Annotated in this window: 22 protein-coding genes; 9 read left to right on the top strand and 13 right to left on the bottom strand. The window is 64.9% G+C overall.

Features of this window, described 5'->3' with window-relative positions; genetic code table 11:
- Positions 1 to 29 precede the first annotated feature (29 nt).
- Positions 30 to 881 (bottom strand): putative selenate ABC transporter substrate-binding protein, encoded by an 852-nt coding sequence (locus tag DOM41_RS03175; protein ID WP_110685407.1) that lies wholly within the window; start codon positions 879 to 881, stop codon positions 30 to 32.
- A 161-nt stretch (positions 882 to 1,042) separates the two neighbouring features.
- On the bottom strand, positions 1,043 to 1,900 hold the full coding sequence (gene hexR, locus DOM41_RS03170; protein ID WP_110685406.1) for a transcriptional regulator HexR: 858 nt from the start codon (positions 1,898 to 1,900) through the stop codon (positions 1,043 to 1,045).
- Between the two features lie 219 nt (positions 1,901 to 2,119).
- Between hexR and zwf the strand changes: the two genes are divergently transcribed.
- Complete coding sequence (gene zwf / locus DOM41_RS03165; RefSeq protein ID WP_110685405.1) at positions 2,120 to 3,604, top strand: glucose-6-phosphate dehydrogenase; 1,485 nt, start codon at positions 2,120 to 2,122, stop codon at positions 3,602 to 3,604.
- 52 nt (positions 3,605 to 3,656) lie between these two features.
- Positions 3,657 to 4,316, top strand: a complete 660-nt coding sequence (locus tag DOM41_RS03160; protein ID WP_110685544.1) for a bifunctional 4-hydroxy-2-oxoglutarate aldolase/2-dehydro-3-deoxy-phosphogluconate aldolase — start codon at positions 3,657 to 3,659, stop codon at positions 4,314 to 4,316.
- Between the two features lie 136 nt (positions 4,317 to 4,452).
- Here the strand turns inward: DOM41_RS03160 and DOM41_RS03155 are convergent, their stop codons facing one another.
- The 9 genes from DOM41_RS03155 to edd form a co-directional block, all read right to left on the bottom strand.
- Positions 4,453 to 4,749 (bottom strand): DUF4235 domain-containing protein, encoded by a 297-nt coding sequence (locus DOM41_RS03155; RefSeq protein ID WP_157956828.1) that lies wholly within the window; start codon positions 4,747 to 4,749, stop codon positions 4,453 to 4,455.
- Positions 4,750 to 4,869: 120 nt separating this feature from the next.
- The gene (locus DOM41_RS03150; RefSeq protein ID WP_110685403.1) at positions 4,870 to 6,045 is read right to left on the bottom strand and encodes an acetyl-CoA C-acetyltransferase; all 1,176 of its coding nucleotides are present in this window, start codon (positions 6,043 to 6,045) and stop codon (positions 4,870 to 4,872) included.
- Positions 6,046 to 6,141: 96 nt separating this feature from the next.
- On the bottom strand, positions 6,142 to 6,789 hold the full coding sequence (locus DOM41_RS03145) for a CoA transferase subunit B (RefSeq protein WP_110685402.1): 648 nt from the start codon (positions 6,787 to 6,789) through the stop codon (positions 6,142 to 6,144).
- 1 nt (position 6,790) lies between these two features.
- On the bottom strand, positions 6,791 to 7,492 hold the full coding sequence (locus DOM41_RS03140) for a CoA transferase subunit A (protein ID WP_110685401.1): 702 nt from the start codon (positions 7,490 to 7,492) through the stop codon (positions 6,791 to 6,793).
- Between the two features lie 228 nt (positions 7,493 to 7,720).
- The gene (locus tag DOM41_RS03135; protein ID WP_110685400.1) at positions 7,721 to 8,689 is read right to left on the bottom strand and encodes a carbohydrate kinase family protein; all 969 of its coding nucleotides are present in this window, start codon (positions 8,687 to 8,689) and stop codon (positions 7,721 to 7,723) included.
- 70 nt (positions 8,690 to 8,759) lie between these two features.
- Positions 8,760 to 9,635: an aldo/keto reductase gene (locus DOM41_RS03130; protein ID WP_245391719.1), complete on the bottom strand. Its 876-nt coding sequence runs from the start codon at positions 9,633 to 9,635 to the stop codon at positions 8,760 to 8,762.
- Positions 9,632 to 10,507 carry a D-hexose-6-phosphate mutarotase gene (locus DOM41_RS03125; RefSeq protein WP_110685399.1) on the bottom strand — a complete coding sequence of 292 codons (876 nt, stop codon included), beginning with the start codon at positions 10,505 to 10,507 and terminating at the stop codon, positions 9,632 to 9,634. The genes DOM41_RS03130 and DOM41_RS03125 overlap by 4 nt, the downstream gene beginning before the upstream one ends.
- Complete coding sequence (gene glk / locus DOM41_RS03120; protein WP_110685398.1) at positions 10,504 to 11,463, bottom strand: glucokinase; 960 nt, start codon at positions 11,461 to 11,463, stop codon at positions 10,504 to 10,506. Before glk ends, DOM41_RS03125 begins: the two co-directional genes overlap by 4 nt.
- A complete protein-coding gene (gene edd, locus DOM41_RS03115; RefSeq protein WP_110685397.1) occupies positions 11,460 to 13,310 on the bottom strand; it encodes a phosphogluconate dehydratase in 1,851 nt (616 codons plus the stop codon). Before edd ends, glk begins: the two co-directional genes overlap by 4 nt.
- 212 nt (positions 13,311 to 13,522) lie before the next feature.
- Between edd and gap the strand changes: the two genes are divergently transcribed.
- The 4 genes from gap to DOM41_RS03095 all read left to right on the top strand — a co-directional run bounded on the left by gap (position 13,523) and on the right by DOM41_RS03095 (position 17,486).
- Positions 13,523 to 14,524, top strand: a complete 1,002-nt coding sequence (gene gap / locus DOM41_RS03110) for a type I glyceraldehyde-3-phosphate dehydrogenase (protein WP_110685396.1) — start codon at positions 13,523 to 13,525, stop codon at positions 14,522 to 14,524.
- 412 nt (positions 14,525 to 14,936) lie between these two features.
- Complete coding sequence (locus DOM41_RS03105; RefSeq protein ID WP_110685395.1) at positions 14,937 to 15,236, top strand: hypothetical protein; 300 nt, start codon at positions 14,937 to 14,939, stop codon at positions 15,234 to 15,236.
- Positions 15,237 to 15,287: 51 nt separating this feature from the next.
- Positions 15,288 to 16,559 carry a sensor domain-containing diguanylate cyclase gene (locus DOM41_RS03100; protein WP_110685394.1) on the top strand — a complete coding sequence of 424 codons (1,272 nt, stop codon included), beginning with the start codon at positions 15,288 to 15,290 and terminating at the stop codon, positions 16,557 to 16,559.
- Between the two features lie 120 nt (positions 16,560 to 16,679).
- A complete protein-coding gene (locus DOM41_RS03095) occupies positions 16,680 to 17,486 on the top strand; it encodes a dienelactone hydrolase family protein (protein WP_110685393.1) in 807 nt (268 codons plus the stop codon).
- Positions 17,487 to 17,607: 121 nt separating this feature from the next.
- Here the strand turns inward: DOM41_RS03095 and pncB are convergent, their stop codons facing one another.
- Positions 17,608 to 18,783, bottom strand: coding sequence for a nicotinate phosphoribosyltransferase (gene pncB, locus DOM41_RS03090; protein ID WP_110685392.1), 1,176 nt, complete (start codon positions 18,781 to 18,783; stop codon positions 17,608 to 17,610).
- 62 nt (positions 18,784 to 18,845) lie between these two features.
- On the bottom strand, positions 18,846 to 19,139 hold the full coding sequence (locus tag DOM41_RS03085; protein ID WP_245391718.1) for a DUF4190 domain-containing protein: 294 nt from the start codon (positions 19,137 to 19,139) through the stop codon (positions 18,846 to 18,848).
- Between the two features lie 131 nt (positions 19,140 to 19,270).
- On the opposite strand from DOM41_RS03085, the gene DOM41_RS03080 reads away from it, so the two are divergent.
- The 3 genes from DOM41_RS03080 (at position 19,271) to DOM41_RS03070 (ending at position 23,199) form a co-directional block, all read left to right on the top strand.
- Positions 19,271 to 20,458 (top strand): GNAT family N-acetyltransferase, encoded by a 1,188-nt coding sequence (locus tag DOM41_RS03080; RefSeq protein ID WP_110685391.1) that lies wholly within the window; start codon positions 19,271 to 19,273, stop codon positions 20,456 to 20,458.
- A 61-nt stretch (positions 20,459 to 20,519) separates the two neighbouring features.
- Positions 20,520 to 22,397, top strand: a complete 1,878-nt coding sequence (locus tag DOM41_RS03075; protein ID WP_110685390.1) for a monovalent cation:proton antiporter-2 (CPA2) family protein — start codon at positions 20,520 to 20,522, stop codon at positions 22,395 to 22,397.
- Positions 22,357 to 23,199 carry a fructosamine kinase family protein gene (locus DOM41_RS03070; protein WP_110685389.1) on the top strand — a complete coding sequence of 281 codons (843 nt, stop codon included), beginning with the start codon at positions 22,357 to 22,359 and terminating at the stop codon, positions 23,197 to 23,199. The genes DOM41_RS03075 and DOM41_RS03070 overlap by 41 nt, the downstream gene beginning before the upstream one ends.
- Positions 23,200 to 23,226 lie beyond the last annotated feature (27 nt).

The following is a 23,226-nucleotide window of genomic DNA, read 5'->3' as shown; positions in this document are numbered from 1 at the left end:
GTCCTGCACTCGCGAGTTCCCATCCGGCATCAGCGCAGCACGCCGATCGATTGGCCGACCTCTTCGATGGGCGCGTAGTCGTCGTTGCTGGCGGGAATGAAGCCGGAGCGGGGGAAGCTCTCCAGCAGTTCCGGATCCTTCATGTCGAGCAGCGCCTGGGTCACTTTCTGGGTGAAACCGTCACCGTAGCGATCGTCGGCATCGCCGCGCAGGGTCCACTGGTAGTCGGGGTAGGTCGGCGACTCCCACACGACTTCCACCTTGTCGGTGTCCACGCGACCGTCTTCGACCGCCGCTTCCCAGACGGTGAAGTTCACGGCGCCGATATCGTAAGTGCCGGACTCCACCAGGGCGATGGTGCGCGAGTGATCGCCGGAGAAACCGACGCGGGAGAACACGGCTTCCGGCGCCTCGTCGAAGCGTTCGCGGATGAAGTGCTCCGGCATCAGGCGGCCCGAGGTCGAGGTCTTGGCGCCGAAGGTGAAGGAGTGATCGCGTACCGCGTCAGGCAGCGCGTCCTGCGACTCGGGAATGCCGCTGTCGCGATTGGCGATGAAGTAGCTGCGAAAGGCCGCGTCCTCCTGCCCTTGAGCGATTGCCTGGGAGCCGGGCACCAGCTGGCGCGCCTGTACGCCGGAAAGTCCGCCGAACCAGGCGAGCTGGACCTGGTCGTTGCGGAAAGCGGTGACCGCGGCGCCGTAGGAGGTGACCGGGACGTATTCGACCTCGACGTCGAGTTCATCAGAGAGATAATCGGCGACCTTGGAGAAGCGCTCCACCAGCCGCGACTGGTCCTCGTCGGGGATGGCGGTGAAACGGAACGTTTCGGCCTGGGCGATCGAGCCGACGGTCAAAAGGGCGAACGCAAGGATCCAGCGCATAACGACAACCTCTAGGTGTGGGAGATGACGGACAGGATAAACACTTTTTCTGTAGGGAGCGGCGCCGGGTGGTTGTAGGCGATCGTCGACACCGATCCGACGATCGCCTACATGACCGAACACGCAACCGCCGGATCACGCCATCTGTGGCGTGATGCCGCTCAGGCGTCCGGCGGGAACTTGGTCGGTCGCAGGCTCTCCTTGATCTTCTTCAGGTGCGGCATGAACGACTCGCCGCGTCTCAACGTCACGCCGGTGGCGAGCACATCGATCAGCGCCATGTGAATCATCCGTGAAGACATCGGCATGTAGACTTCGGTGTCTTCCGGCAGGTCCACCGCCAGCACCTCGCTGCAGACCTTGGCCAGTGGCGAGCCTTCACGGGTGAGTCCGATCACCAGTGCGCCGCTGTCGCGGGCGAGCCCGGCGGCTTCGACCAGATCCCGGGTGCGTCCGGTGTAGGAGACCACCACGATGACGTCGCCGGTGTGAGCGGCCGCGGCCGTCATGCGCTGCATCAGCACGTCACTGTGCGCCGTGACCGGCAGGTTGAAGCGAAAGAACTTGTTCTGGGCGTCGAACGCGACGGGGGCCGAGGCGCCGAGTGCAAAGAAGCTGATTTGTCGCGCCTGGGAGAGATGATCCACGATCCGCTCGATGCGTTTGGCATCCAGCGTGCGCCGGGCTTCGTCGAGTGCGGCGATGGTCGCGCCGATGATCTTGTCGGTGTAGGCGCCAGCGTCGTCGTCGCGCTCCACGTTGCGACTGACGTAAGGCGTACCGCCAGCAAGGCTCTGAGCGAGCTGGATCTTGAAGTCCGGATAGCCCTTGGTGTCGAAGTTGCGGCAGAAGCGGTTGACGGTCGGTTCGCTCACCGTGGCAGCCTGTGCCAGAGTGGCTATGCTCATGCCGATCGCGGTATTGGGGTCTTTCAAGATGACCTCGGCGACCTTGCGTTCCGAGCGATTCAGTTCGTCGAGGCGCGAACGAATGCGGGCGATGAGATCGTGATTGGCCATGCGCGGGGGCAAACTCCTGGCGGCGGTCGAACGGCGACGGTGACACAAAGCTTCGCATGCTAGCTGGGGCGCTGTCTCGCGCCAAGTCGAGCTTCCCTCGGCGCCCTTAACAGCAAAGGATGAGTCACTCAATCACGAGGCCACGTACCAGAACGCGCGCGATTGGCGTATTTTATTCGTAAGTTAACTACCTGTATCGACCATCCTGAGGAGCGAGCAATGACTCGAGAGGCAACGCCCAACGTGGATATGGCCCTGTTCGGCGCACTGGGGGATCTGGCGCTACGCAAGCTCTACCCGGCCCTCTACCATCTCGACCGCGACGGCCTGCTCGGCGCCGAAACCCGAATTCTGGGACTCGCCCGTCACGAGCACGATCGCGACAGCTTCCGTGAGCTGGTGCTCGAGCGACTCAAGAAACGCGTCAAGCCCAATGAGCTGGAACAGGGGTGCCTGGACCGGTTCCTCGCCCGGCTCGACTACCGCCGCCTCGACTTCGATACCGTCGAGGGGTATGAAAGCATCCGCGACTGGCACGCCGAGAGCCCTGATAGTGAGTGCCCGCTGACCATCTATCTTGCGGTCCCCGCCAGCATCTATGGCGACATCTGCGCCAACCTGGAGCGCAGCGGCAGTCTCGACGAGCACTCCCGCGTGGTGGTGGAGAAGCCGATCGGCTATGACCTCGAGTCCTCCCACGAGATTAACGACGCCATCGGTGCGGTGTTCCCCGAGTCGCGCATCTACCGTATGGACCACTATCTGGGCAAGGAGACGGTGCAGAACCTGATCGCGCTGCGCTTCGCCAACCCGATGTTCGGCAACCAGTGGAACCAGAGCCAGATCTCCCATGTCGAGATCACCGTTGCCGAGCAGGTCGGCATCGAGGGGCGCTGGGGCTACTTCGACAAGGCGGGACAGCTTCGGGACATGGTTCAGAACCACCTGCTGCAGCTTCTGACCATGCTGGCCATGGACCCGCCGGCCAATCTGGACGCCGACGCCATCCGCGATGAGAAGGTCAAGGTGCTCAAGGCGCTCAAGCCGCTCGAGGGAGAGGCGCTCAACCGTCATGTGGTTCGCGGTCAGTACGTCGCCGGCTCCATCGAAGGGGAGAGCGTGCCGGGCTATCTCGAGGAGGACGAAGCCAATACGTCCAGCACCACCGAAACGTTCGTCGCCATGCGTCTCGAAGTCGCCAACTGGCGCTGGGCAGGGGTGCCGTTCTACCTGCGCACCGGCAAGCGGATGCCGGAAAAACTGTCGCAGATCGTCATCCACTTCCGTCAGCAGCCGCACTACATCTTCGATCCCGATCAGCGCAACCTGGCGGCCAACAAGCTGGTGATCCGGTTGCAGCCGGAAGAGGGGATCGCGCTGCAGGTGCTGACCAAGGACGGCGGGCTCGACAAGGGCATGCGTCTGCGCCCCGGGCCACTGCACCTTGACTTCAACCACGCCTTTCCCAAGGCGCGGATTCCAGACGCCTACGAGCGGCTGCTGCTCGAGGTGATGAAGGGCCAGCAGTACCTCTTCGTGCGCCGCGACGAGGTCGAGTACGCCTGGAAGTGGGTCGACCAGTTGATCGAGGGCTGGAAGCAGCGTGATATCCCCCCGCGGCGATACCCGGCAGGCTCCTGGGGGCCGGTGGCGTCGATCGCCATGATCACTCAGGACGGCCGCTCCTGGTACGAAGATTACTGAAACACGCTGGATGGCGCTCGCAAGCGACGAGCGCCGCGCTCACAAGGAGACCATGATGACCGCTCAACTGCCCGCGTCGCAGACCGATCGTGTCGATGCCATCTGCCGCTCGACGGCGATCATTCCCGTGCTGGTGATCGAGCGCCTCGATCACGCCGTGCCGCTGGCGAAAGCGCTCGTCGAGGGCGGCTTGAACGTGCTCGAGGTCACGCTGCGCACGGAGGCTGCCGTAGAGGCGATCCGGCACATTCGCGAGGCCCTGCCTGAGGTGGTGCTGGGCGCGGGAACGGTGCTCAGCGTCGAGCAGTACCAGGTCTGCGAGGCGCTCGGCGTGGACTTCGTCGTCACGCCCGGCACGACGCCGACGCTGTTCGAGTACGGCGCCGCGAGTGACGTCCCGCTGCTGCCGGGTGTGGCCACGGTGTCGGAGGTGGTCACGGGCTGGGAGTACGGCTATCGCCGCTTCAAGTTCTTCCCCGCCGAGGCCAACGGCGGCGCCCCGGCGCTCAAGTCGTTCGCCGGACCGCTGCCGGAGGCACAGTTCTGTCCGACGGGGGGAGTGACCGTGGACAACGCCGAGGCGTATCTGGCGCTACCCAATGTCATGTGTGTCGGCGGGTCGTGGATGGTGGCGAAGTCGCTGGTCGACGCCGAGGACTGGGCCGGCATCACGCAGCTGACGCGGGAGGCGACGCAGCGCTATCCGCGCTGACGGCAAGGGCCTGACGGGGGCGCCGTGTCGCCCCGGGTCGAGCGGCTGACGCGAATGACCCGGGGCTGCCAGAAAAGTGCCCCCGAGCCGAAGCGGCTCGGGGGCACTGGTGTGTCGGCGGGTCACGGCGCGCGGCTCAGTCGTCGTAGTCCTCGATTCGCGCCAGCAGGCGCTGACCGCGACGAGAGCGACGGGTGCGGCGCATGCCGGCAGAGGCGATCTTCCAGCCGACGATGCGGGCCATGCCCACGGCCATGCCGGAGGCGGCGCCCCAGATCAGCGCCTGACGCCACTCGACATCATCGGCGTCGGGATTGACCGGCGGCTCGAACACGCCATGACGGAAGCTCTGCTTGATGCTCTGGCGTGCCAGCACGCCGCTGATGACGGCCGTGCCGGTGCCGACGATGGTCCAGAGTGTCTGAGGTTTCACGATAGCGCTCCCTGCGTCGTTGAAAGAGATCTCCAGCTAGTCTGGTCGATGCGCGAGGATCCCACCAGTCGCGCGTGAAACGGGTGCCCGGTTCGCACGGTGCGACGCGCTGTGGTGCGTTCAGCCTCGCTCGAGGGCGGTTGCGACCCCCTGCCCACCGCCGATGCAGAGCGTGGCCAGGCCGCGCTTGGCGTGACGGCGCTGCATCTCATGCAGCAGGGTGACCAGTATCCGCGCGCCGGAGGCGCCGATGGGGTGGCCCAGCGCGATGGCGCCGCCGTTGACGTTGACCCGCTCACTGGGCCAACCGAGGTCGTGGGCGACGGCGAGAGACTGCGCGGCGAAGGCTTCGTTGGCCTCGATCAGGTCGAGCTCATCCAGTGACCATCCGGCGCGCTTGAGACAGCGGCGTGTCGCCGGGACCGGGCCAATGCCCATGATCGCCGGGTCGACGGCGGCATTGGCGTAGCCGCGAATCGTCGCCATCACCGCCAGGCCGAGCTTGGCGGCGCGCTCGGCGCTCATGACCAGCAGGGCGGCGGCGCCGTCGTTGAGCGAGGAGGCGTTGCCGGCGGTGACGGAGCCGGTTCTGGCGAAGGCAGGCTTGAGCTTGGAAAGCGACTCCGCCGTCACGCCGTCGCGGGGCTGCTCATCGCGCTCGACGATGACCGGCTCGCCGCGGCGCTGGGGCACGCTGACCGGGGTGATTTCGGCGTCGAACCTGCCTGAATCCCGCGCCGTCGCCGCCCGCCGCTGGCTCTCGGCGGCGTAGGCGTCCTGCGACTCACGCGTAATCCCATACTGCTCGGCCAGATTCTCGGCGGTCACCCCCATGTGATAGTCGTTGAAGGCGTCCCACAGCCCGTCGTTGATCATGCTATCAACCAGCTCGGCGTTGCCCATGCGCAGACCGGTGCGTGCCTTCGGCAGCACGTAGGGCGCCAGGCTCATGCTCTCCATGCCGCCGGCAACGATCGTCTCCGCGTCTCCACAGCGGATCGCCTGCACCGCGAGATGCAAGGCCTTCATGCCCGAGCCACAGACCTTATCGAGCGTCATGGCGGGGATGTGTTCGGGCATGCCGGCTTCGATCGCCGCCTGACGGGCGGTATTCTGACCGAGCCCGGCACGCAGCACATGGCCCATGATCACCTCGTCGACGCCGGTGGGGTCGATGCCCTGAAGCAGGTGGCGGATCGCCGTGGCGCCAAGGGTGACGGCGGGTACGCTGGCAAGCCCACCCTGAAAGGTGCCGATCGGGGTGCGAGTGGCAGCGACGATGACGACATCACGCATCGAGAAGACTCCTGTCCATGGTGAAGATGCTTGTCGGTATGGCGCGAGCGTGCCGATCGGCACGCTCGCCCGGGGCCGTGTTCGACGACAAGCCGGTCAGATGGAAACCGCTCGGCGGGCGTCGACCAGCTCGCAGCCGGTCGCTTCTTGAATCGCATCGAAGGTGACGTCGGGGGCCAGTTCCACCAGCGCGAGGCCGTCGTCGGTGACGTCCATCACGCCGAGATCGGTGATGATACGGTTCACCACGCCAACGCCGGTCAGCGGTAGCGAGCAGGACTCGAGAATCTTGTGCTCGCCCTTGGCGGTGTGAGTCATCAGCACCACGACCCGCTGCACGCCCGCCACCAGGTCCATGGCCCCGCCCATGCCCTTGACCATCTTGCCGGGGATCATCCAGTTGGCGAGATCACCGCTGCGCGAGACCTGCATGGCGCCGAGGATCGCCAGGTCGATGTGGCCGCCGCGAATCATCGCGAACGACTCGGCGTTGTCGAAAAAGCTCGAGCCGGGCAGGGCGGTGACGGTCTGCTTGCCGGCGTTGATCAGATCCGGGTCGACCGTCTCCTCGGTGGGGAAGGGGCCGATGCCGAGCAGGCCGTTCTCGGACTGCAGCCAGACGTCCATGCCGTCGGGGATGTAGTTGGCGACCAGGGTGGGCTGGCCGATGCCGAGGTTGACGTAGAAGCCGTCCTCGAGCTCGGCGGCCGCACGCTCGGCCATCTGTTCCTTGTTCCAGGGCATCTTAGGAAGTCTCCCGTAGCGTGCGCTTTTCGATGCGCTTTTCCGGCGTGGGGTTGTGCACGATGCGGTGCACGAAGATGCCCGGCAGGTGAATGTCGTCTGGATCGATCTGGCCCGTTTCGACGATCTCCTCGACCTCCACCACGCAGACACGCCCGGCCATCGCTGCCAGCGGGTTGAAGTTGCGCGCGGTCTTGTTGAAGCGCAGGTTGCCGGCGCGATCGGCGGTCTGTGCCTTGATCAGCGCCACGTCGACCTTGAGGCCGCGCTCCATCACGTAGTGCTCGCCATCGAACTCGCGAACCTCCTTGCCCTCGGCGATCTGGGTGCCGTAGCCGGTTCGGGTAAAGAACGCCGCAATGCCCGCCCCGCCCGCGCGCAGCCGCTCGGCGAGCGTCCCCTGGGGGCAGAATTCGAGCTCCAGCTCGCCGGAGAGGTACTGGCGTTCGAACGTCTTGTTCTCGCCAACGTAGGAAGAGAGCATCTTGCGAATCTGGCGGGATTCGAGCAGCAGACCCAGGCCGAAGCCGTCGACGCCGGCATTGTTGCTGGCAACGGTCAGCTCGCGCTTACCGGTGTCGCGAAGCGCGACGATGAGGGCCTCGGGGATGCCGCAGAGGCCAAAGCCACCGACGGCGAGTGAGGCACCGTCTTTGACCAGCCCGTCCAGCGCTTCGTCAGCGCTGGCGTAGAGTTTGTTCATTGTTGGATCCTGAAAGCGGGGTTGCCAGCGAACTCAGGCGTTGCCATTGATCCGGCGCTCTACGAGCGATGGCGCCCTGGAGTTCGACACCTGACACTAGCATCGGAGAGGGGGGCGCGAGCCGGACATGCGACGATGGTCGAAGTTCGCGGCGGGGCGGCAGGCGCAGGGCGGGGGTGAGCGCGGGTAGCGAGAAGGTGAGGCGCCGAAAACGCCGGCGCCACGATGTTACCCCGGCAGGTGGTCCAGATCCTCGGACCCCGGCAGCGAGACGAACGAGCCGGCGCGGGTCGCGGCGAAGGCCCCGCAGCGGCTGGCGAACGCCAGTGCCTCGGACAGCGCCTGCTCGTCGGTGAGCCAGTCGCCGAACGTCTCGCAGGTGACGTCGGCACGCGACAGCGACGCGAGCAGGCCGCCGATGAAGGCATCCCCCGCTGCGGTGGTGTCGATAGCCTGCACACTCGGCGGTGTCACCTGCAGCCGCTGCTCGGCGAGGTAGGCAACGACCGGATTGGGGCCGTCGGTGACCACGATCATCCGGGCCCGGTTGGCCAGCTGCGCGGTGATCCAGCTCTCCGCGCTCTCTTCACCTCGCAGCGCATCCAGCTCCTCGGTGGAGAGTTTGATCAGATGCGCCCGCTCTAGCAGCCGGTGAACCCTGTCGGTATCCACTGTCGCATTCGGCCAGAGCGCCGGGCGAAGGTTGACGTCGACACTGATCAGACAGCCGCCGCGACGGGCGATACTCGCCAGATCCAGCGTTGTTTCAGCGATCGCTTCATCGGTGAGACTGTTGCTGCACAGGTGCACCAGCGCCGGCTCGATGAAGATGCCCGGTGGGAGGTGCTCGCGCCGATAGAGGAGGTCCGCTGCCGGTGGGCGGTAGAAGTCGAAGCGCCGCTCGCCGTTGGCATCTCGCGAGACGAAGGCCAGCGCCGTTCGGGCCTCGGCGGTGCGGGTGACGTGCTGGGTATCGACGCCGTGAGCCTCGAGTTCAGCGACGAGGAAGTCCCCGAAACGATCTTCGCCGATCATGCCGAGAAAGCAGCTCGGGAGTCCCTGGCGTGCGCAGGCGACAGCGGCGTTGGCGGGCGCGCCGCCGGCGTAGGGCGTGAAGCTCTCCGGGCCGGCGGCATCGCCGAGTCGGCTGGAGAGCATGTCAACGAGGGCTTCACCGAAAGCGATGATGGGGGTCATGGTGTTGTTGTCTCTCTTCTCCATCGAAGGACGGCATCAACGCCGGCCACGAGGCCGACGTCGCTGCCATTCAGGGCACGCGGTGGCTACGCGCCTCCTCGAGCAGTGCGAACCAGGTCGCGCGGTCGAGATCGAGATTACCGCTATGCACCAGATGATCAATGCGCTTTTCATTGAGCGTACCGATCACCGGCACCGGACTGCCCGGAAGCCGCCGCAGCCAGGCCAGCGCCAGCCCGGCAGTCGTCGAGTCAAGCTGCTCGGCGAGTCGCGAGAGTGCCGTGCCGAGCACGTCCTCGAAGACCGAGCCGCCGCCGAGCGGCGACCATGCCAGCGGCGCCATGCCATCGGCCAGGATGGCATCGTAGAAACCGTCGAAGAGGGCGTCCGGCCGCGCCAGTGACAGCTCGAGCTGGTGGACGCTGAGTCGATGCGTCATTGCAGCCTGCAGTCGGCGCCACTGCTCCGGTAGGAAGTTGGAAACGCCGACCGCGCCGATCTTGCCCGCATCGATGGCGTCGTCCAGGGCGCGGGCCGTGTCCTCGGCATCCATCAGCGGGTCGGGCCGGTGGAGCAGAAAGTGCTCCAGACGTTCGACGCCCAGGCGCTCGAGTGAGCGGTCGATGACGTCGGTCAGGTAGCGCGCCGAACTGTTGTAGTGCTTGACCCCGAACGGCGACGGGTCGTGACCCGGCAACACGATATTGCCCTTGGTCACGACGCGAACCCGCGATTTCAGACTGGGGCGGCGTGCCAGGGCGGCGCCGAAGCGCGCCTCGCCGAGGTGGTTGGCGTAGCTGTCGGCATGGTCGAACCAGTGAAGGCCCTGATCCACGCGCGCCTCGAGCCAGTCGGCGAAGCGCTCCGGGTCGTCGAATTCGGGGCGTTCGTGCAGTCGCATCATGCCAAGAATGACGGGGGAGTCGAAGGTCAGATCATCGCTCACGGCTGGGTGACCTCCTTGACGATCGTGGTGGCCAGGAGGTGCTGGCCGTCCGGCACCAGCCACACCGGGTCGACTCGGGTACAGGCGGCCTCGACGCAGAGAAAACGCTGGCCGGCCTCGGCGGGCGTGTCGCCGGGCAGCTCGCTACCGGGATGCCAGACAACGGTGGAGTCGCTGCCCTGCTTGGTGATCTGCAGACGACGCTCGCCGTCGTCGAGTATCACCGGACGATTGGACTGATAAATGCGGTCGAGCGCGCCGCGGATGCCCAGTTCACCCTGCTGTTCTTTCTCGGCAAAGCGTTCGAGCTTGTCGAGGTAGCGCGCGCCGGAGAGACCTTCGACGCGGCAGCGATGGGTATCGGCCACGGCGAAGTAGGTGTGCAGCGCGCCGGTCAGTTTCACCGGTGTGCTACCGGTATGACGCGTGAAGAGTTCGACACTGAGTTGGCGCTCGTTAGCGTGGACCACGGCGCTGGGAGTGAGCTCGTCATGGAGAGACTCGACCGGCGAGAGATGGATCTCGACGCCGTGGCCCGAAATGTCCGGATCGACCGCCTCGACCCGCCACTCGGCCGTGCGCGCCGGGCCGTGCATGGGCCCCTTGCCGTCCGGTGACTCATCGGCGAACCACGGCCAGCACAGCGGAATGCCGCCGCGAATCGCGCCGGGTAGCGCCTGTGGCGTGGGGGTGACCCAGAGCCAGCCGCGCGCGTCGCCGGCCGGCCGATAATGCAGGACCTGCGCCCCCTGCAGCGAGATGGCAAGCTCGCCCCATTCGGCGTTGATCAAGAGGACCCGACGGTTCTCCCATTCGGTCTCCCGCTGACCGTCGGTCGCTGCAATCAGCGTCTCGAGCGTTTCGGGAATCATGTGACTTCCTCGTTGTGCAAAGCTTCCGCCGCGCCGAGTAGGCCGGTCCACGGCGCTGTGACTACCCAGGTGGGAATGCCGGCATTGTAAGCGCTCAAGCGCCCCTTGTCGGCGAAGGCGCGGCGAAAGTCACTACGGGGGAGCCAATCGGTCAGGCGGGGGACGATACCGCCGCAGAGATACACCCCCCCCAGCGCACCGAGCGTGAGGGCGGCGTCACCGCAGGCGTCACCGAGGATCTTCAGGAAACGCAGCAGCGCCTCGCGGGCGATGCTGTCGCCGGCACGCGCGGCACCGGTCACTTCGGCAGGGGTGTTGTAGTGGGCGGTGACGCCGAAGAGTGCCGCATGGGCGAGATACAGATCCAGCAGACCCTGTCCGCAAAGCAGACGCTCGAGCGAGACCCGGCCGTAGCGAGCGGTGAAGTAGTCCAGCAGTTCGCGCTCACGGGCATCGGTGGGGGCGAAGGTGGCGTGGCCGCCCTCGGTACTGAGCGGAATCCAGTGGTGTCGGCTGGGCACGAGCCCTGCCATGCCGAGTCCGGTACCGGGGCCCATGACCAGCCGGGGCCTGCGGGGTTCGGCCTCGCCCTCGCCGATCGCCACCAGCTCGTCGGCGTTGACGTGGGGAATCCCCAGCGCCTGCGCGGTGAAATCGTTGATCACCTTGAAGGTGGAGAGGCCTAGCGTTTCGGCGACCGCCTGCTTGGAGAATGCCCAGTCGTTATTGGTCATCTTGACCCAGTCCTCATGGACCGGGCAGGCGAAGGCCAGGCAGGACTCCGCCGGGGCTGGCGCGCCGACCTGACGCAAATAGTCCTGGATCGCCTCGGTGAGACCGGCGTAGCGAGCACAGGGCAGCGTTTCGATCGAGTGAAGATCGAACCCGCCGGGCTCGACGAGCGCAAAGCGGGCGTTGGTACCACCGATGTCGCCGACCAAGGCGGGAGTCGTCATGTGTGCCCTCCGGGCAGATCGGCGGCGTCGAAACCGCCGAAAGTCGCCGCACCCTCCTCGGCACCGCCGACTTGCTGACGAAATCCGGCGAAGAGTTCGCGCCCCATGCCGTGATGATAGTGAGTCAGGTCGCTGGTCGCCGGCTGTCGTGACGCCCAGACGTCGGCCGCCACCAGCGCTTCGAGGGCACCGCTGTCCGGATCGAGCCGAACGATGTCGCCATCGCGCAGGTAGGCGATCGGGCCGGCATCGATGGCTTCCGGCGTGATGTGAATCGCCGCCGGCACTTTGCCCGAGGCGCCGGACATGCGCCCGTCGGTGACCAGGGCGACCTTGTGGCCGCGATCCTGCAGCACGCCGAGGAAAGGCGTCAACTGATGGAGCTCGGGCATGCCGTTGGCTCTGGGGCCCTGAAAGCGCACGACCACGATGATATCGCGGTCGAGTTCGCCGCTCTCGAAGGCCGCGCGAACCTGGCTCTGATCGTCGAAGATGCGCACCGGCGCTTCCACCAGGCGCATCTCGGGTTTCACGGCAGAGACCTTGATCACGCCGCGGCCGAGGTTGCCGTCGAGCACGGCCAGCCCGCCGGTGGGGGAGAAGGGGCGAGAGACCGGACGCAGCACGTCCTCGTCGAGGCTCTGTCCGGTCCCCTCGCGCCAGATGAGGCGCCCCTCCTCGAGAAAAGGCTCCTGGGTATAGGCGGTCATGTCGGTGCCGAAGGCGGTCTCCACGTCCGGGTGCAGGAGCCCGGCGCCCAGCAGCTCGCGGACCAGGAAACTCACGCCGCCGGCGGCGTGGAAATGGTTCACGTCCGCCTGGCCGTTGGGATAGATCCGGGTCAGGCTTGGGATGACCGCCGAGAGTTCGGCAAAGTCGTCCCAGGTCAGCGTCACGCCGACCGAGGCCGCCATCGCGACCAGGTGTAGCGTGTGATTGGTCGAGCCGCCTGAGGCGAGCAGTCCGATCAGGGCATTGACGACCGCCTTGGCGGTTACCTGACGGTAGAAGGGGCGATAGCTGCCGCCCTGGTCGCTGTTGCGGATGACCTGTTCGGTGGCGTAACGGGTGATGGCGTCGCGCAGCGGCGTGCCCGGATTGACGAAGGAGGTACCCGGTAGATGCAGGCCCATCATCTCCATCATTAATTGGTTGGAGTTGGCGGTGCCGTAGAAGGTGCAGGTGCCGGGACTATGGTAGGACTCCGACTCGGCTTCCAGCAGCGCATCCCGGCCCACCTTGCCTTCGGCATAGAGTTGTCGAATGCGTGACTTTTCATTGTTAGGCAACCCGCTCGGCATCGGCCCGGCGGGCACGAAGATCGCCGGCAGGTGACCAAAACGTGCCGCACCGATGAAAAGCCCCGGCACGATCTTGTCGCAGACGCCGAGATAGACCGCGCTGTCGAACATGTTGTGAGAGAGCGCGACCGCCGTGGACATGGCAATCACGTCTCGCGAAAAGAGCGACAGTTCCATCCCGGGCTGGCCCTGGGTCACACCATCGCACATCGCTGGCACGCCGCCGGCGAACTGCGCGGTGCTGCCCATGCCCCGCGCGGCTTCGCGAATCGCTTCCGGAAAGTGCTCGAACGGCTGGTGGGCCGATAGCATGTCGTTGTAGGAGGAGACGATGCCGACGTTGGTGGCATTCATCAGCTTGAGGCTGTTCTTGTCGGCGGCATTGCAGGCAGCGAAGCCGTGAGCGAGGTTGCCACAGGAGAGCTCGCCACGGTGAACGCCGCGACGGTGCTGCGCTTCCATGCGAGATTCATAGAGTCGGCGTCGCTCGGCGGAGCGCATCTCGATGCGCTGGGTCACTCGGTCGACGGTAGCGTGAAGTGCCATGGTCTGCCTCATCGAATGGTCAGGTTATGTTGGTAAACTTACCAAAGAATAAGGCCGCTAACGCCCGCTTTGGCGAGCGATTTTGGCTTTCTACGTAATATTCTTTCTTTATATGATGTTCTAGACTGTCATCAGACTCGCGACTCTGGCGCCATGCGTGTCACGTCGTCGCGACACCGAAACGTGCAATCAGGTCATCCAAGGAGAGCCCTATGACTCTGCGTGTCGCCATCAACGGATTCGGTCGTATCGGCCGCAACGTACTTCGCGCCCTTTACGAGAACGGTTACCGAGATCGCGTCGAGGTCGTTGCTATTAACGATCTGGGCGATCCGGCCCTCAACGCCCATCTGCTGCGTCACGATACTGTCCACGGCCGCTTCGGCTTCGAGGTCAGTCATGACGACAATACGTTGAGCGTAGACGGTGACAGCATTCGCATCCTCTCCGAGCGGGAGCCAGCAGCGCTGCCCTGGCAATCGATGAACGTCGATCTGGTGATGGAGTGCACGGGGCTTTTCACCAAGCGTGATGCGGCGGCCAAGCATCTTGAAGCGGGCGCCAGGCGAGTTCTGATCTCCGCGCCGAGCCCGGATGCCGATGCCACCATCGTGTTCGGCGTCAACGAGTCCGTCCTGCAGGCCGATCACAAGGTGGTCTCCAACGCCTCCTGCACCACCAATTGCCTGGCGCCGGTCGCTCAGGCGCTGCAGGAGAGCGTGGGTATCGAGAATGGATTGATGACGACCGTCCACGCCTACACCAACGATCAGAATCTTTCCGACGTTTACCACAAGGACCCGTACCGGGCGCGTAGCGCGACGCACTCGATGATCCCGACCAAGACCGGTGCCGCGGCGGCAGTGGGGCTGGTGTTGCCGGAGCTGGATGGCAAGCTCGATGGCCTGGCCGTTCGGGTGCCGGTGATCAACGTGTCGCTGGTGGATCTCACCTTCACCGCGAGCCGTGATACCAGCAAGGAAGAGATCAACCGTATCGTCGAAAAAGCGGCCGAGACGTCGCCGGTGCTGGCGGTCAATGCCGAGCCGCTGGTGTCGATCGACTTCAATCACGATGCCAACTCATCGACGTTCGACGCCAACCACACCCGTGTCAACGGCCGTCTGGTCAAGGTCATGGCGTGGTATGACAACGAGTGGGGCTTCTCCAATCGTATGCTCGACACTGCACTCGCGATGCAGGCGACTGCATAAGGCCAAATGGCGATTCACGGCAGCGGATGCCGGCCCGAGAGGCCGGTCTGAAGCGTCGAAAGGCGATGCCCTGTGGGTGTCGCCTTTTTTTATGGCGATGCCGGCTTTCTATGACGATACTCTTGGGTATCACACCGCTACGCTGGCGCCCTGTCAGCATTGCTGCCACTGTCCGGCTCAACGTCCGGGCGGACCGGAGGAGTGGTCCTCGAGAAGGGATCATCTTCTCAACTTTCTTCTATCGACCGAAATATCGATTCCAAGATCAAGTCGGCGGGAGCGGCTGCCGATACCCACACCGTCGGTAGGAAAAACATGGTCAATGCGGGCTAAGGGCTTGGTTTAGTGGGTTCTACGCTCTAAGGTGTAGACCATTCCACTATCCATCCACTCTATTGAGGTTGACGCCGTCATGGACAAGACGCGCATCAACGCCCATCGCTTGATCGGCGAGTCAGTGCGTGAACCCGGCCAGGAACGCTGCGGGCGTATCGTTGGCGTAGACCAGTCGCGTGCCACGCCGGTTGTATTCGTCATCTGGCAGGAGCAGGAAGGTATCCACCGAGTGGAACTCACCTTCGATGAGCTGCGCCAGCTGGCAGGTGCCTGCGAACGTCGCGATCCAATGTCCCCGCCGGCTGACGATGCTGCCACTGACGTATCGGCGTTGGCCGAACCTACCGATTATCGCCGCCGAGTTGGGTCACACTAACGCGGAATTCGTCGTCCCGCCGTTTAACGGGCGGCCTGAAGAGAGCGCAACATGCAACCACCGCAGGCGCCGGGCGGCGAGATCGATGGCCTTAACGACCAGACCCGCGACTGGCTAAGCACACTTCCAACGACGCTCTACGTTACCGGCCCCTCTTGGTGGCTGGGGCATGCGCATTTCGTCTCCGAGTCGATCATGGAGTTGAGCGGCCGCCCTGCTGCGGATTACCTGTCCAATCCGCAACTCTGGCTGACGGCCATGCCGGAGAACGAGCGGCGACGTATCCTCGAGCAATTACAGGCGGCTTTCGACCATGGTGAAGTCCGCCTGACCCTCGACTACAGCGTCATCAACCGGGATGGCACCCTTTGCCGTATCGAGGACACGCTGAGCATTCAGCGAAACGAGAGCGGGGAGGTGGTTGCGCTTTCCGGTGTGCTCCAGCGCTCGGAGCAGGATGAGGTTGACAGCGTCTTTGCCAATGGGCTCATCAACCACGCCGGGGATCTGCTGATCGAGTTGGGCGAGGAGTTCGAGTGTCTCAATGCCGGCGGCGATGTCGAGAACCTGCTGGGCGTCACTGCTTCCCGGCTCGAGGGCGAGTCGCTGCTTGCCCTCATGTCGCCGGAGGAGGCGCCCAAGATTCAGCGGTCGCTGGAGGCGTGCGCCCACGAGGGCACCGGCTCCCTGCTCGAGCTGCGACTGCACCATGCCATATTGGGTTATCGCTGGTTCGAGGTGCAGTTCTCACCCCGCCAGCGTGGCGTGGGAGGCTGGTATGCCATCGCCCGCGACATTACCGAGCGGCGCCGACAGACGCTGCAGTGGGAGAGCTACACGGCGACCGATGAACTCACCTCGGCGCTCCACCGCAACGCCTTCATGGGACTTCTGCGTCAGGTGTGCCTGGCCGGCGACCCTTATGCCCGCTTGACCCTGATCGTGTTTGATATCGATCATCTTGCGAAGATCAACGACGACTGGGGCCGTTACGGCGGCGATCTGGTGCTGAGCTGCATCGGTGAAATTTGCCAGGCGACGCTGCGCGAGCGGTTCAGCTTCGGACGTCTGGGTGAAGACGATTTTGCGCTGTTGCTCAGCGGCAAGACACTGCAGGAAACCGCGGCGATCGCCGAGCGCCTGCGCGCTCGTCTCTCCTCGACACGAATCGAGTTCCATGGTCACTGGCTGGCTTTCTCGGTTAGTCTTGGGGTCGCCGAACACCACGACGATGAGCCTGCCGAAACGTTTCTCGAACGCGCCGGCAAGGGGTTGGAGCAGGCGAGAGCGCTGGGGCGCGATCGGGTCCAGCAGGCTCTCTGACTGCTCGCCATAGCGGCTTTCCGTCAACCAGAAAAACCGTTAGCGCCATGCGTTTCATGGTCAGAAGAATCAAGCGTGGCGCTGCTTCAGCGAGCGTCGCGACCAGACACAAGGAGAACGATGATGGGACGACTGCTACTGGTCGCGCTGCTCTGCCTGATCGCCACCGGCGCGTGGGCGGATGAAGTGGAAGGGCCGCACGTGCAGGGGGAGACCTTCGAATACAGCACGGGTGGCAACACCTACGAGGGCTATCTTGCCTACAATGCCGCCGACGATGAGCCGCGCCCCGGCGTACTGCTGGTGCATGAGTGGTGGGGGCTCAATGACACCATCAAGCACCGTGCCGACCAGCTCGCTGCACTCGGTTTCGTGGCGCTGGCGGTCGACATGTACGGCGATGGCAAGGTGGCTGAGCATCCCGATCAGGCCAAGGCGTTCTCGAGTCAGGTCATGCAGGACTGGCCAGCCGCTCGCTCGCGGTTGGAGGCGGCAATGGCTGCGTTGCGCCAGCACCCCGCGGTTCGCGGCGACAGCATTGCCGCCCTCGGTTACTGCTTCGGCGGAGGGGTGGTGATGAACATGGCGCTTGCCGGCATGCCGATCGATGCCGCCATTAGCTTTCACGGCAGCCCCACCCAGGCCGTCAGCCAGCCGCAGGCATTCGACGGGGTGGTGCGGATCTATAATGGCGAACAGGACCCGCTGGTCGATCCGGCGGCACTCGACAGCATGGCGGCGACGCTCGAGGAGAACGGTGCCGACGTGCGCGTGGTGCAGTACCCCGGCGCCACGCATGCGTTCACCAATCCCGATGCCGATCGCCTGGCCGCCGAGTTCGACCTGCCGCTGGGCTACAACGCGGCGGCTGATGCGGCGTCCTGGCAGGCGGCGCTGCTAGCGCTGGATCAGGCGCTGAACGAGTAGCCGCCGGGGCCGCCAACGCCCGTCGTGGCAATTCGCCGGGCCGACAAGACGAAAAGGCCACGAACTCTGGGTTCGTGGCCTTTTTTGCAGGCGTCGCGCCGGTCGATGGCCTCCCGGGGCGTTATTCGCTGGGGCGGCTGAGGGCGAGTACGCGCTTGGCCAGCGCAATCATCTCCGGGTCGCCGGTATGCTTGTCCGGAATGTCCGACAGCTTGACCACCGGTAGCCAGTGCTGCCCCTCGGGGCGCGCCTCGACCATCTTGATCACCATGTTCATCGGCTCGACGCCGACGTCGTTGGTGAAGTTGGTGCCGATACCGAATGCCATGCCGATGCGGTCCTGACAGAACGCCTGGATGCGCTCGACTCTCTCCGGCGTCAGTGCATCGGAGAAGATGATCGTCTTGCTGCGTGGGTCGACCCCGAGACGCTCGTAGTGGGCGATGGTTGCGGCGGCGAAGTCGACGGGATCGCCACTGTCGTGGCGCACGCCATCGAAGAGCTTGGCAAACTTCTTGTCGAAGCTTTCGAAGAAGGCGTGAGAGGTGAAGGTGTCCGTCAGGGCGATCCCCAGATCCCCTCGGTAGACATCGACCCAGTGCTCCAGCGCCAGGCTGTTGGCCATCTTGAAACCGAAGCGCGCGCCGTGAAACATGAACCACTCGTGGGCATGAGTGCCGATTGGCTTGACGTCGTGGCGCATCGCCAGGAGCACATTGCTCGAGCCGGTAAAACTCTCGCCGCCGTAGCGCTTGAGCGCGCCGACCACACGGTCGTGGACGTCAAAGGCGAAGCGCCGACGCGTGCCGAATTCGGCGATTTTCAGCCCCAGGCCTCGGTAGTGCTCTATCTTGTCTCGGGTACGCTTTTCGATCAGTTCATCGTCATCGCGAGGCACATTGCGCAGGCGATACCAGAGTTCGCTGATCAGCGCCATCAGGGGGACTTCCCACAGGATGGTGCGATACCAGAGCCCCTCCATGGTGACCGAGAGCTCGCTCCCTTGCTGATCGATGATCACCTCGTCGGGGTCATAGCGAAAACCGGCAAGGAAATCGAGATAGGTCGGGTCGAGATAAGGGCAGGTCTTTTCGAGGTAGAGTTTCTCGGCCCCGCTCAGGCGAAGCTCCGCCATGGCATCGACCTCGCGGCGGAGTGCCTCGCCGAAGCCCTCCGGGAAGGCATGATCGCCGCGGTTGATGAAGGCATAACGGGCCTGCGCATAGGGGAAGCGCTTGATCACGGCATTTTGCATCGTGATCTTGTAAAAATCGTTGTCGAGAAGCGAAGTCAGCATGAAGTCTCATCGTGGCAGGGCGGCACCGGCATCAGGCGCCCGAACGGGGATGCCGGAACGTTCTAGAAAAAGGCCGTGATGGCGAACATTGTCGCGACGAACCCGCCAAACAGCAAAAGGCCGGCCAGCGACAGCAGTATCAGTAGATAGCCAAGGATCAGCCCCGCCAGTGCCCAGCTGTCGCCGGACTCATGGCGCTGGCGTATCTGGCGCCTCGCCAGATGGCCACAGACCACGCCGCCGAGCGCCGCCGGTGGCAACAGCGTGCCGAGGACACTCAGCGCAAAAGCCGCCAGCGCCATCACATTGAGCGGGCCTGGCGTTGCGGGCATCGGGGGAGGCGCAGTCCGGGGCATGTGGCGCTCGCTCTGGCCGGTGACTTTCGGGGAGTATCGCACGCTTGCCGCGCGGGCTCGACGTTTTCACCCTGTAAGCGCGGCGCGCGGGCGACGCACGAGCGAATTCGAACGAGCGAGGGAGACACATCATGACACTGCGGGTCGACAACATCGGCAGCCTCGAGGCCCTCGATGCGGCGAGCTGGAACGCGGCGGCCGGCGAGGGCTACCCCTTCCTGCGCCACGAATTTCTCGCGGCACTGGAACAGACCGGCTGCGCCAGCGTCGAGACCGGCTGGCAGCCCGATCATCTGGTGGTCCGGCGGGGCGATACGGTGATTGCGGTCCTCCCGCGCTATGCCAAGTTTCACTCCCGCGGTGAATACGTCTTCGACTGGGCGTGGGCGGACGCCTGGGAGCGAGCCGGCGGGGACTACTATCCCAAGTCGCTCTGTGCGATTCCCTTTACACCGGCCGCCGGCCCGCGTCTGGGCGTGCGCCCCGGTGAATCGCGACGCGACGTCATGGCCGTACTCGCGCCGTATCTCGTCGGCACCGGCATGGTGAGCTGGCATCTACTGTTCGCCGAGTCCGAGGAAGTGGCGGACTGGCGCGACGCGTTCGACGCCCCGCTGATGGAACGCCACGCGGTGCAGTTTGCCTGGCGCGACGACGGCTATCGCGATTTCGAAAGCTTTCTTGGGCGCATGAGCTCGCGCAAGCGCAAGGAGATCCGGCGTGAACGGCGCAAGCTTGCCGAGGAAGGCTTCACGTTCCTCCGGCTGACCGGTGAGGCGATCGACGACGCCGCCCTGGCGCACTTCTTCCGCTGCTACTGCATGACCTACCTCGAGCGGGGCCAGCGGCCCTATCTGACGCTCGAGTTCTTCACCCGACTTCGCGACACGCTTGCCGGGTCGATGCTGCTGGTGCAGGCGGTCCACGAGGGACGCCCCGTCGCGGCGGCGCTCTGCCTGGAGGGGCGGGACGCCAGCGGCGACGGGCGCCTCTACGGGCGGTACTGGGGCAGCGAAGTCGAGGCGGATTTCCTGCACTTCGAAACCTGTTACTACCAGGGAATCGAACACTGTCTCGAGACAGGTCTTGGCTATTTCGATCCCGGAACCCAGGGCGAGCACAAGCTGACGCGCGGGTTCTCGCCGGCGCTGAGCCGTTCGCTTCATTATCTCGACCATCAGGGCTTTCGCGATGCGGTGGCTGACTTCTGCCGCGAGGAGCGGGCCTACGTGCACACCTATCTGGAACAGTGTCGGCAGCGTCTGCCATTCAAGTCCGCTCCCGAACCGGCCGAAATCCCCGACGAGCGAACGCCGTGATCCCGACTGCCTGTCTCGCCAAACCCACGCCTGCCACTGAACACCAAGGACGACGAACGCGATGAACTTTCTTAATGAAGCGGCGGTACTGCTGGGGGCGGCGATCATCGCCGTGCCGCTGTTTCAGCGTTTGGGGCTCGGCTCGATTCTCGGTTACCTGTGTATCGGTCTGCTCGCCGGGCCGTCGTTGACCGGTTTCATCTCCGAGCCGGAGTCGGTCCTTCATTTTTCCGAATTCGGCGTGGTGATGCTGCTGTTCATCATCGGTCTCGAGCTCGAGCCTCGGCGACTCTGGGGCATGCGAAAGCGCCTGCTGGGGCTCGGCTCGATGCAGATGTTCGGCTGTGCGGCGCTTCTCACACCGATCGGTCTGCTGATGGATCTGCCGCCGAGCATCGCGATCTTTCTCGGACTGACGCTGGCGCTCTCCTCGACGGCGTTCGCGCTCCAGGTGCTCAACGAGCGCCATCAGCTCGCCACCCCCCATGGGCAGAGTGCGTTCGCCATGCTGCTGTTCCAGGATCTGGCGGTGATTCCGCTGCTGGCGCTGCTGCCGTTTCTCGCCGGACGTGCCGATGCCACCCCGGATGACGGCTGGCTCATCGTGCGCAGCCTCGCCACGGTCGCGGCGGCGATTGCCTTCGGGCGGCTGATCTTTCCGCGTGTGCTGGCGCTGGTGGCGCGCAGCGACGTGCGCGAAATATTCACTGCCGCCGCACTCTTTCTGGTGCTCGGTATGGCGCTGGTCATGGAGTGGGCGGGGCTGTCGATGGCGCTGGGGGCTTTTCTCGGCGGCGTAATGCTCGCCGATACCCCGTATCGCCATGAACTCGAGGCGAACATCGAGCCGTTCAAGGGCCTTCTGCTGGGGCTGTTCTTCATTGCCGTGGGCATGTCGGTCAACCTGGCGCTGGTGCTCGACAACCTGCTCTGGGTGCTGGGATTGGCCGTGGCCATGACGCTGGTCAAGACGCTGGTGCTGGCGGTGATCGGGCTCATCGCTCGGCTGCCACGAACGGAGATCCCGCGGCTGGCGACGATCATCGCCCAGGGCGGCGAGTTCGACTTCGTGCTGCTGACGGCGGCGGTCGCCGCGGGCGTCATCGACCAGCGTATCGCCAGTCTCTGCATCGCCGCGGTGACACTGAGCATGGCAGCAACGCCGTTTCTGTATCAGTTCGGCGAAAACCTCGGGAGCCGACTCAAGGAGACGCGACCCTACGACACCGACTTCGGCGAGGAGACGCCACCGGTGCTGATCGCGGGGCTAGGTCGCTTCGGACAGATGGTCGGGCGAATGCTGAAGATGGAGGGGATCAACTTCACCGCACTCGATCCCAACGTCAGTCAGGTCGAGTTCATTCGCCGCTTCGGCTCGCGCATCTTCTATGCCGATGCCGCCCGGCTCGATCTGCTGCGTGCCGCGGGTATCGAGAAGGCCCAGCTGCTGGTGATCGCCGTCGACGACGAGCAGACCGCGCTCACCATCGCCAATCTGGCGCGCACTCACTTTCCGCACCTCAAGGTCTACGCCCGCGCGCGCAATCGTCACCATGCCTGGAAACTGATGGAGATGGGGGTCGACGGCGTGGTGAGAGAGACGTTCGCCTCGAGCATGGAGATGAGCGTCGAAGTGCTCAAGGGCATGGGCTACCCCAGCTCGAACGCGATCAACGCCGTGCGCACCTTTCGCGATTTCGATAATCAGCTACTCAAGGACACCTACACCCATCGCAACGATCGTGAGCAGCTCCGGGCCACCGAAAAGGCGGCAATGCACGAGCTGAAGTCGCTGTTCCAGCAGGAACTCAATCGCCCCAAGCCACGCTCGACGCCGGAGGGAGACGCGCTCAAGGGGGCGACCGCCAATGCCGATGACGATGTCAGGGAGAGTGACGATGACGCCGACGATCAAACGCCGTCTCGCAGCGCTGGGTAAGTCCGCCGATGGGCGAGTGCGCACGCTGTCCGGCGGCGATAGCGGTGCAGCACTCTGGTTCGTCGAGGCCGCCGAGCCGTTCGTGGTCAAGCGCGACAGCGCCGAGCGAGTGCGCGGCGAAGCGGAGGGGCTGCGCGCCCTGGGGAAGGTTAGCGATACGCTACGCGTCCCGCGGGTGCTGGCCGAAGAGGGCGATTTGCTGGTGCTGGAGGCGCTCGATGACCAGGGCCCGCGCGATGGCGCCCGGCTCGGCGAAGGACTCAGGCAGTTACACGTCTCGACCCGCGATACGACGGCCACTCACGGCTGGCCGAGCGACAACGCCTGTGGCGCGACTCCGCAGCCCAACGCGCCTGCCAACGACGGTCGCGTCTTCCAGCGCGAGCGCCGGCTGCTGCCGCTGATCGCACTGTGTGACGACAAGGGGCTGCTGGACGCGAGACTCAAGGCGCGCCTGGAGCGGATTGCCGAAACGCTCGAGACGTGGCTAGAGGACACGCCCCCGAGTCTGGTCCATGGCGATCTGTGGTCCGGCAACGTGATGTTTACGGCGTCCGGGCCGGCAATGATCGACCCGGCTGTCTATCGCCACTATCCGGACGTCGACGTCGCGATGCTGACCCTTTTTGGTCAACCCGGGGAGGCCTTCTTCGAGGCCTACTGGGACGGCGCGCCCCCCGCCGACTGGACGCGGCGCGAGGCACTGTTCCAGCTCTACCCGCTGCTCAACCACCTGGCGCTGTTTGGTGGTGGTTATCGGGCCGGCGTGGCGCGCGCCGCCGGCCGGGTGCTGGAGGATTAGGTGCTTGGCCCGCGGTCCAGCCCACGC

It is taken from the genome of Salinicola aestuarinus (assembly GCF_003206645.1).
GTDB lineage: Bacteria > Pseudomonadota > Gammaproteobacteria > Pseudomonadales > Halomonadaceae > Salinicola > Salinicola aestuarinus.
Note: the sequence above shows the minus strand (reverse complement) of the source record. Positions and strands in the feature narration are given on the sequence as shown.